General features: G+C 72.8%; 8 protein-coding genes. 1 reads left to right on the top strand and 7 read right to left on the bottom strand.

Annotated elements, in window-relative coordinates:
* Positions 1–89: 89 nt before the first annotated feature.
* The gene (rpsB, locus tag MXD60_RS24735) at positions 90–1,067 is read right to left on the bottom strand and encodes a 30S ribosomal protein S2 (RefSeq protein ID WP_248821756.1); all 978 of its coding nucleotides are present in this window, start codon (positions 1,065–1,067) and stop codon (positions 90–92) included.
* A gap of 1,256 nt (positions 1,068–2,323) precedes the next feature.
* Here rpsB and MXD60_RS24740 point away from each other — a divergent pair.
* The gene (locus MXD60_RS24740) at positions 2,324–2,734 is read left to right on the top strand and encodes a murein hydrolase activator EnvC family protein (RefSeq protein ID WP_248821773.1); all 411 of its coding nucleotides are present in this window, start codon (positions 2,324–2,326) and stop codon (positions 2,732–2,734) included.
* A 23-nt stretch (positions 2,735–2,757) separates the two neighbouring features.
* Here MXD60_RS24740 and MXD60_RS24745 read toward each other — a convergent pair whose 3' ends face one another.
* From MXD60_RS24745 to MXD60_RS24770, 6 genes are all read right to left on the bottom strand, one after another.
* Entirely contained in the window at positions 2,758–3,795 is a 1,038-nt protein-coding gene (locus MXD60_RS24745; protein ID WP_308222594.1) for a tyrosine recombinase XerC, read from the bottom strand.
* A gap of 280 nt (positions 3,796–4,075) precedes the next feature.
* Positions 4,076–5,176, bottom strand: a complete 1,101-nt coding sequence (dprA, locus tag MXD60_RS24750; protein WP_248821775.1) for a DNA-processing protein DprA — start codon at positions 5,174–5,176, stop codon at positions 4,076–4,078.
* A 218-nt stretch (positions 5,177–5,394) separates the two neighbouring features.
* A complete protein-coding gene (locus tag MXD60_RS24755; protein WP_248821757.1) occupies positions 5,395–6,930 on the bottom strand; it encodes a YifB family Mg chelatase-like AAA ATPase in 1,536 nt (511 codons plus the stop codon).
* Entirely contained in the window at positions 6,930–7,286 is a 357-nt protein-coding gene (locus MXD60_RS24760; protein ID WP_248821764.1) for a YraN family protein, read from the bottom strand. Before MXD60_RS24760 ends, MXD60_RS24755 begins: the two co-directional genes overlap by 1 nt.
* Before the next feature lie 178 nt (positions 7,287–7,464).
* Positions 7,465–7,761 carry a DUF2469 domain-containing protein gene (locus MXD60_RS24765; RefSeq protein ID WP_248821766.1) on the bottom strand — a complete coding sequence of 99 codons (297 nt, stop codon included), beginning with the start codon at positions 7,759–7,761 and terminating at the stop codon, positions 7,465–7,467.
* Positions 7,758–8,480, bottom strand: coding sequence for a ribonuclease HII (locus tag MXD60_RS24770; protein WP_248821784.1), 723 nt, complete (start codon positions 8,478–8,480; stop codon positions 7,758–7,760). Before MXD60_RS24770 ends, MXD60_RS24765 begins: the two co-directional genes overlap by 4 nt.
* Between the last annotated feature and the right edge of the window lie 106 nt (positions 8,481–8,586).

The following is an 8,586-nucleotide window of genomic DNA, read 5'->3' on the forward strand; positions in this document are numbered from 1 at the left end:
CCACCACCCCCCCCGGGGCCCCCCCCCCCCGCCCGCCCCCCCCCCCCCCCGGCGCGCCGCCCCCCCGGGGGGCGGGGCGCGCCAGCGGTTCAGACTCCCGAACCGACCGTGGCGCCAGAAGGCGCATCGGCGATTGAAGCCGACTCGGCAGTGGTGACCGACTCGGTGGCGGCAACCGGCTCGGTGGCGGCAACCGGCTCGGTGGCCGCCGCGGGCTCGACCGCCGCTGCCGGCTCGGCGGAATCCGACTCGGCAACGGCCGGCTGCTCGCCGCCCGCCGCCGCGACACCCTCACCGCGCAGCACCGCCTGCTCCCACTCCGCCAGCGGCTCCTCACCCGAGGCGGGCTCAGGCTTGGCGTCGGGGGAGCTGGAGGCGCCGGCACGGGACATCAGACCGTCAGCGACGGCGTCAGCGACCACCCGGGTCAGCAGTGCCGCACTGCGGATCGCGTCGTCGTTGCCGGGAATCGGGTAGTCGACCTCGTCGGGATCGCAGTTGGTGTCGAGGATCGCCACGACCGGGATACCCAGCTTGCGCGCCTCGCCGACAGCGATGTGCTCCTTCTTCGTGTCGACGACCCACACCGCGCTGGGCACGCGGCTCATGTCGCGGATGCCACCGAGAGTCCGCTCCAGCTTCGCCTTCTCCCGGGTCAGCACGAGCTGTTCCTTCTTCGTGCGAACCTCGGTCCCGCCGGTCACTTCGATCTCCTCGAGCTCCTTGAGCCGCTGGAGTCGCTTGTAGACGGTCGAGAAGTTGGTCAGCATGCCGCCGAGCCAGCGCTCCTTGACGTAGGGCATACCGACCCGGGCGGCCTGCTCCTCGATGGCCTCCTGAGCCTGCTTCTTCGTGCCGATGAACAGCACCGTCCCGCCGTGCGCCACGGTCTCCTTGACAAAGTCGTAGGCCCGGTCGATGTAGGACAGGGTCTGCTGCAGGTCGATGATGTAAATGCCGTTGCGCTCGGTGAAGATGTAGCGCTTCATCTTCGGGTTCCAGCGCTTGGTCTGGTGCCCGAAGTGCACGCCGCTTTCGAGCAGTTGCTTCATGGTGACGACGGCCATGGCACGTCGCTCCTTTCCGCCCGGTTGTAGCCGGACGCCTCGGTTCTGACGGCGCCGCCTCGCGGCGGACACCCCTGACGCCCCGTGGTCATGGCCGGCGCTGCGCGACGGACCGAGGAGACCCCTCCGGCGGCCTGACTACTGCCGGCGGAAGCGGGCGTGCGAACTGAGCTCGCAGCGCGAGCCCTGTGGCGATGATACCCGCCCGAGCCATGCGGCCCAGCCGGTAACCCGGCGGCAACCAGCAGAGACCCGTTCCACCCTGCGGACACCGAACCCCGACACCGGGCCGAAGTTCGCCCCGGATGAACCGGTTCGCGCCAACACCTCGACGATCTCCGCCGGACGAGCGCGACCTCAGCCGCGATCGAGAGCGACGCCGCGCCCACGCCAGCAACCCGGTCCGAACCGGAAACGCCTGGTCTGAGGCAACACGGGGACACACACCGAAAGGAAGTTATCCACAAGCAGAAAGTCCTCGCTACCCAACAACGACGAAACAGCGCACCGTGGATCTCGACCGACCCGCCGCTCTCGCGGGCCGTTCAAGCGGCGGCCGGGACCACCCCCCGGACCGCGCCCGGCCGCCGCACCTCCCCCGACCCCGGAGGTCAGCACCGCCGTGCCCCGACTGCCCCGTACCGACCCGCTCTGGTTCGTGATTCCAGCGCTGGCGCTGCTGATCGCGCTGGGCTGGCCGACCCGATTCCCCGTCAACCCACGCGCGGACGGCGCGATGTCCATCGCCTCGGCCCACGGATCAGGCGCGCGGCAGATCTCGCCCGTCTCCCTGCGGGTCGAGTCGGCCGCCCGCGGTGACGCCGTGTCCACGACTGCCGATCCGATCCGCGCAGTGCCGTATCTCGGGGAGGTTCCGAGCCCCACCGCCATGCCACGCGGCGTGTCCGCCGATACCGCACCGAGCACCCCACCGCCACGCGCGCCGACGCCCACGCCCCCTGCCCGTTCTGGGGCCGTCGCGACGCCGACGTCGACGCCGTCCAGAGCAGTGCCGGCAGCGTCAAGGGGAGCGCGCAGCGCGAGCCCGCTTCCGCCGCCCCCACAGACCACTCTCCGCCTCCCCGGACCGCGTGCCACCCGGCCCGGGGATCCCCGGCCGCCGGCCCCGCCCCCCCCCCCCCCCCCCCCGGCGCGGGGGCCCCCCCCCCCCCGGGCCCCCCGCGCCCCCCCCCCCCCCCCCCCCCGCGCCGCCGCCCGGCACCTTCTCCACGAGAACGACAGCCGACGGCAGACCAGTGCTGCGCTGGCCACTGACCGGCCAGGCGGCGGTCTCGCGCGGTTTTGAACGCCCGGCGACCCAGTTCGGCGCCGGCCATCGCGGTATCGATCTTCCCGCCCCGCCCGGAACCCCGATCCGAGCTGCCGCGGACGGCATCGTGAGCTACGCCGGTCCGGTGGCGGGCCGCGAGGTGGTGGCAGTCAGCCACGGTGCCGTCCGCACGACGTACGAACCTCTGCTACCCACCGTCCGGGTGGGCGACCTGGTGCAAGCCGGAGATCAAATAGGTCTGCTCGCCCCCGGCCACCCCGGGTGCCCAGGCACGGCCTGCCTGCACTGGGGTCTTCTTCGCGGAACGCAGTACCTCGACCCGCTGGCCTCCTTCCGGCGAGTGCGGCCACGCCTGCTTCCGGTGAGTGGCCGCTGAGCTGGCGCTCCACGCCGACCCGGCTAGGCCCGCGGATGGGCCTGCTCGAAGGCGGCTCGCAGGCGTTCCGGCGTCACGTGCGTGTAGATCTGCGTGGTCGCAAGGCTTGCGTGCCCGAGGAACTCCTGGACCGACCGCAGATCGGCGCCGCCTTCGAGCATGTGGGTCGCCGCGGAATGGCGCAGCCCGTGCGGAGTGAGCCCAGCAGGCACGACGCCAGCCGCCGCGCAGCGCTCGAGAATCCGCCGCACCGCACGCGCATCCAGACGCCCGCCGCGCTGGCCGACCAGCAGGGCCGCGCCCGCGCTCGGCGTCGCCAGCATCGGGCGCCCCGACGAGGCCCGCCAACCGCGGAGCGCCGCCGCAGCGGGCACGCCGAAGGGGACGCTCCGCTCCCGCCCGCCCTTGCCGTGCACGCGCAACAACCGCCGGTCGTCGTCGACGTCGCCGAGATCCAGCCCGCACAGCTCGGACACCCGGATGCCGCTGCCGTACAGCAACTCCAGCACTGCCGCGTCACGCAGCCTGAGTGCGTCCCGTACGGCGACCTCGCGATCGCGCCGGGCGGTCCGCCCCGCCGGGGCCCCACCGGGGTCGGCTGCGGCCCGGCCGACCGGCGCCGCTGTTCGGCCGGCCAGCCCGGGCCCCACCTGCAACAGCTCTCGAGCGGCCTCGACACTGAGGATCTGCGGCACCTGGCGTCGCGCGCGCCCGCCAACCAGGCGGGCGGCGACGTCCGAGGCCAGGTACCCCCGGCGCGCGGCAAAAGCGGAGAACACCCGTGCCAGCGAGGCCCGCCGCGCCAGTGTCGCCGGAGCGGCGCCCGCCACCCGCATGGTCGCCAGCCAGCTCCGAAGGATGGTGAGGTCCAGGTCGGCAAGATCGGGACAGCCCGCCCGCGACGCATGGCCGCGCAGGCCGGCGAGATCGGCCGAGTAGGCGCGGACCGTCTCCGGCGATCGGTTCAGCTCCGCGACGAGGTAACGCCGGAATCCGGTGATGGCCTCAGCCCAGCCTGGCGCCCTGCCAGCGTCAGCTGGTTCGTCGGCATCGCTGCCCACTGCCGCCTCCGGCCCCCGAGGCACGTCTCCGGAGCGCGGTGCCGCACCGGGCCGCGCCCGCGGCCCGGCCCCCGCGCCCGCGCCTGCCCGCGGTCGGACCGAGAGGTCGTCCGCAGGCCGCTCCGCTGGGCCAGCAGCCGTCCGCCCGGAACCGATCCCACCGTAGGAGGCCATGAGTGGACCGTCGTCCCAGGGGTCACCGGCGTCAAGGCCGCAACGGCGGCTGGTCCGCAACCGGCCAACCGGCTTCGGACCAGCCGCCCGCGACCGGAACCGTCCTTCAGGCCGGCCTGCCTCGAGTTGCGGAGTTGGACGGGGCTCGGCCGAGCGCGGTGAGCCGGTAACCGGCGGGAACACTCTCGACGAGTCCCTCCACCACGAGCGGGCCCAGCATCGCCAGCACCTCCTCCGGGCGCAGCGACAGTTCGCGGGCCAGCATGGCGACGCCGACAGCTCCCCGCGGCGGCATCGCGTCGAGTAGCTCCCGGACGACCGCGGACAGGCTGTCGCGGACTCCGCCGCACAGCGGCCGGGGAGCAAACGACCCCATCCCGGCGATCTCCTCGCAGATGTCGTCGGCGCTGGTCACCAACACGGTCTGCTCCCGGAAGTCGCGCAGGAGCCGATGGCAACCGGCGCTCATCGCGCTGGTCACCGGTCCGGGAACCGCCATGACCTGCCGGCCGAGCCGGCGGGCGTGCGCGACCGTGTTGAGGGCGCCGCTACGCAGCCCCGCCTCGACGATCACCGTGCCGCGGGACAACGCGGCGATCACCCGATTCCGGGTCAGGAACCGACGGCGATAAGGAGGCGTGCCCGGGGCCACCTCGCTGACGAGGGCACCAGCCCGCGCGATCTCCGCCAGCAGATCGACATGCGCCGCCGGGTACGCCACGTCCACCCCGCCGGCCAGGACGGCAACAGTCGGCCCGCCGGCGGCCAATGCGCCCCGGTGCGCCGCCGCGTCGATACCGAAGGCGGCCCCCGACACGATCGCCCAGCCCTGTTCCGTCATCGCGAAGGCGATCTCGCCAGCCTGGTGCAGACCGTAGCTCGTCGCAGCCCGACAGCCCACCACCGCGACCGAGCGGGCCGCCACGTCACGCAGGTCGGCAGCGCCCCGGACCCACAGGCACAGCGGCGCGCCGACCGCGGCGGCGCCGCCCTCGGCACGGACGTGGTCCAGCGCGTCGAGCTCGACCGGCCATTCCGGATCCTCCGGGCACAGCAGCCGGGCGCCGGCGTGCGAGGCCGCGTCCAGGTCGCGACGGGGGTCGACGCCAGGATGGTCCTGGCGCACCTCGTCCCACACCGCCGCGGCACCGCGCCGCCCGACCTCGATGGCGATCCGCTGGTGCTCGGGCCCGAAGGCACGGGCCAACGCAACCCTGGCGAGCCGGTGCGCGTCCGTGTCCCGGGCACCGGCTCCGAGGGGCGCGCTCGCGAATCGGACTCCCTCGTCAGCACCGCCCTGGCTCGGCTCACGACCAGGCTGGGCCGGCTCGGTCCTGGCGTCGGGTTCAAGCCGTCCGTCCTCGCCGGGCAGCTGCCGCCGGTGTGGATCGGGACCGGTCGAACCCAGCCGATCGGCTCCCCCGTTCACGCGGCCCACCCCGGCAACCGCAGCTCCAGCGCAATCCCGAACTGATCCGGACCGGGCGCCGGCAGGTCCGCGAGATCGGCAAGGGTCCAGGCCAGCCGGAGAACGCGATCGAGCCCGCGGGCCGTCAGCATCCCCCGTTCGAAGGCCCGCTCCGCGAGTGCCGTGGCCCTGGCGGGCAGCGGCCACTGACGACGCAGCGCGGGTCCGGGCACTTCCGCGTTGGCGCGCCAGGGCGTTCCGGCGAGCCGGGCGCTGGCGAGCCGACGAGCCCGCGCCACCCGGGTGGCGACCGCTGTCGAGGACTCGCAGCGGTCGACGTCAGCCCTGAGTTCGGCGCGGCTGGGTGCGCTCAGGGCAACCTGGATGTCGATCCGGTCCAGCAGCGGGCCGGACAGGCGGGCCAGGTAGCGGCGCCGAACGAGGCTCGGGCACTCACATCCCGTCGCGCGTGGACCGCGGGCCTTCGAACAGGGACACGGGTTCGCCGCGAGAACCAGTTGGAACCGCGCGGGAAAGCGAGCGATGACGCGGGCCCGGGCGACCTCGATCGCTCCGCTTTCCAGCGGCTGGCGCAGCGCGTCGAGAGCCAGCCGGGAAAATTCCGGGGCCTCGTCCAGCAGGAGAATCCCCCGATGTGCCTGGCTGGCCAAGCCTGGGCGGACCACGGCGGAACCCGAACCGATCAGCGCGGCCGGGGTGGCGCTGTGATGGGGGTTGCGGAACGGCGGCCGGGTCACCATCGGACAGTCCGCTGGCAGCACTCCTGCCACCGAGTGAACCGCAGTGACCTCCAACGACGCCTCGCGGTTCAGCGCGGGCAGCAGGCCGGGCAGCCGTTCGGCGAGCATGGTCTTCCCGCTGCCGGGCGGTCCCTGCATGTAGAGATGGTGGCCTCCGGCGGCGGCGACCTCGATGGCGAGACGACCCCTGCTCTGGCCGGCGACGTCAGCCAGATCTCCCGGCGTGCCGTCGTCGGCTGCCGGTCGGGCCGGTGGCGGCACCGGTACGTCCGGCGCCTGCTCTCCGCGCAGCAGGGCAAGCACACCGGCCAGGGTCGCGACCGGTTCGATCCGCGTGCCCGGCACCAGCGCGGCCTCGGCGGCGTTGGCGGCGGGCACGACGACTCGTTCGATGCCAGCCGCCGCCGCCCGCAGCACAGCGGGCAGCACGCCGCGGACCTCCCGCACCCGCCCGTCGAGAGCAAGCTCCCCGATGAAGACTCTGCTCAGCAGTGATGCGCTGGGCACGACCGCGGCCGCCCCGAGGACGGCAACCGCCATCGCCAGATCAAATCCACTGCCGGCCTTCGGCAGCGTCGCGGGGAACAGTCCGACGGTGATGCGATGGTTCGGCCAGTCCTCGCCGGAGTTGACCACCGCCGCGCGGATGCGGTCACGCGCCTCGTGCAGCGAGGCGTCCGGCAGGCCGATGAGCGTCAGGCGGGGTATGCCGATGGCGAGGTCCGCCTCCACCTCGACGAGATGGCCCTCGACGCCCAGCACGGCCACCGCCCGGGAGCGGGCAAGCGGCATCAGAACGCACCCCGCAGGTGCTCCACCCGAACCGGCCCCGTCGGCTGACGGGACACCAGCACCACGTCGAAGCGCACCGGCGAGGGTTCGTGGGGGTGCTCGGCGAGCCACCTAGCTGCCAGTCGGCGAATCCGAGCGGCCTTACGGCCCACCACGGCCTCGGCCCCGGACCCGTAACGGGTTCCAGATCTGGTCTTGACCTCGCAGAACACAAGCGTCTGGCCGTCGCGGACGACGACGTCGAGCTCACCGTCCCGACACCGCCAGTTGCGGTCGAGGAGCACCGCGCCGCCAGCAGCCAGGTGCTGGCACGCGACCTCCTCGCCGAATCTGCCCAGTTCGTCCTTCGCCGCCATCGCGCCGCTCCCGTCCGCCGGGGGACACGCGCCCGCCGGCGGTCATCAGCGTCCGCGGATCAGGTGGCTTCGACCAGATCGAAGGTCAACATGTGGAAAGCAGCGCACTGTCCACAGGCGGGGCGGCCGGATCGGCGACCAGTCCGGCGACTGGGGTAGACCTGGGAGGTGCAGCGATTCAGAGCTCCGCCTTGGTCAGCTCTTCCACGTTGATGTCCTTGAACGTCACAACCCGCACATTCTTCACAAATCGGGCAGGACGGAACATGTCCCACACCCAGGCGTCGCGCAGTGTCAGCTCGAAGAAAACCTCACCGTCGGCACTGTTGCGGACCTCGATCTGGTACTCGTTCGCGAGGTAAAACCGACGCTCCGTCTCGATGACGTACGAGAACAGCCCCACCACGTCCCGGTACTCGCGGTAGAGCTGCAGCTCCATCTCGGTCTCGTACTTTTCGAGGTCTTCCGCGCTCATGCGGTCTCCGTGACGCCGTGCAGGCTGATGGCAGGCACCCTGTCCTCCAGCCGCGATGATCGGGCTTCCCTCGTCGGCACCGCATGCGCGGCCACGTTCACGTACGACTTCCGGTGTTCGTCACACGGTCCGTACCGCGTCAGCGCCGCCGCGTGGGCCGCGGTGACGTATCCCTTGTGCTGCGCGAAATCGTACTCGGCATAGCGCGTGTGCAACGCACGCATAATCCGGTCCCTCGTCACCTTCGCCACGATCGAGGCGGCCGCGACACACGCAGCGACCCGATCCCCCTTCATCACCGCCAGCGACTCCGTACCCAGGCCAGCGACCGGAAAGCCGTCGGTGAGGACATACCCCGGCCGCCGGGTGAGCCGGGCCACTGCCCGGCGCATGCCGGTGATGTTGGCCACGTGCACGCCGACCCCGTCGATCTCATCAGCGGGAATCACCACCGTCGACCAGTCGTCGGCGACAGCCAGGACGTCGTCGTAGAGCCTCTCTCGGACCGGTTCGGACAACAGCTTCGAATCCGCCAGGCCGGGCAGGCGTCGTCGCGCCTCGGACGGCAGCACCACGGCCGCCACGACGAGCGGGCCAGCGCAGGCTCCGCGACCGGCTTCGTCCACCCCCGCGACCGGGCCGAGCCCGCACCGGTACAGCGCCCGCTCGTAACCGAACAGGCCGGCGTCCCGCCGAATCACGACGCCGCGCGGTGTCATGGAGATCCGCGCCGCCGAGATCGAGGTGGGCCACCAGCAGGAACCGGTGGGCGACGGGGGGGCCCCCCCGGCCCCCCCCCGGGGGCCCCCCCCCCCCCCGCCCCCC

Origin of the sequence: Frankia sp. AgB32 (assembly GCF_023243045.1) — a bacterium.
GTDB lineage: Bacteria > Actinomycetota > Actinomycetes > Frankiales > Frankiaceae > Frankia.

Excerpts from the sequence above, each read along its gene's own strand:
- rpsB (WP_248821756.1), bottom strand. The coding sequence starts at position 1,067 with ATGGCCGTCGTCACCATGAAGCAACTGCTCGAAAGCGGCGTGCACTTC.
- MXD60_RS24755 (WP_248821757.1), bottom strand. The coding sequence starts at position 6,930 with ATGCCGCTTGCCCGCTCCCGGGCGGTGGCCGTGCTGGGCGTCGAGGGC.
- MXD60_RS24760 (WP_248821764.1), bottom strand. The coding sequence starts at position 7,286 with ATGGCGGCGAAGGACGAACTGGGCAGATTCGGCGAGGAGGTCGCGTGC.
- MXD60_RS24765 (WP_248821766.1), bottom strand. The coding sequence starts at position 7,761 with ATGAGCGCGGAAGACCTCGAAAAGTACGAGACCGAGATGGAGCTGCAG.
- MXD60_RS24770 (WP_248821784.1), bottom strand. The coding sequence starts at position 8,480 with ATGACACCGCGCGGCGTCGTGATTCGGCGGGACGCCGGCCTGTTCGGT.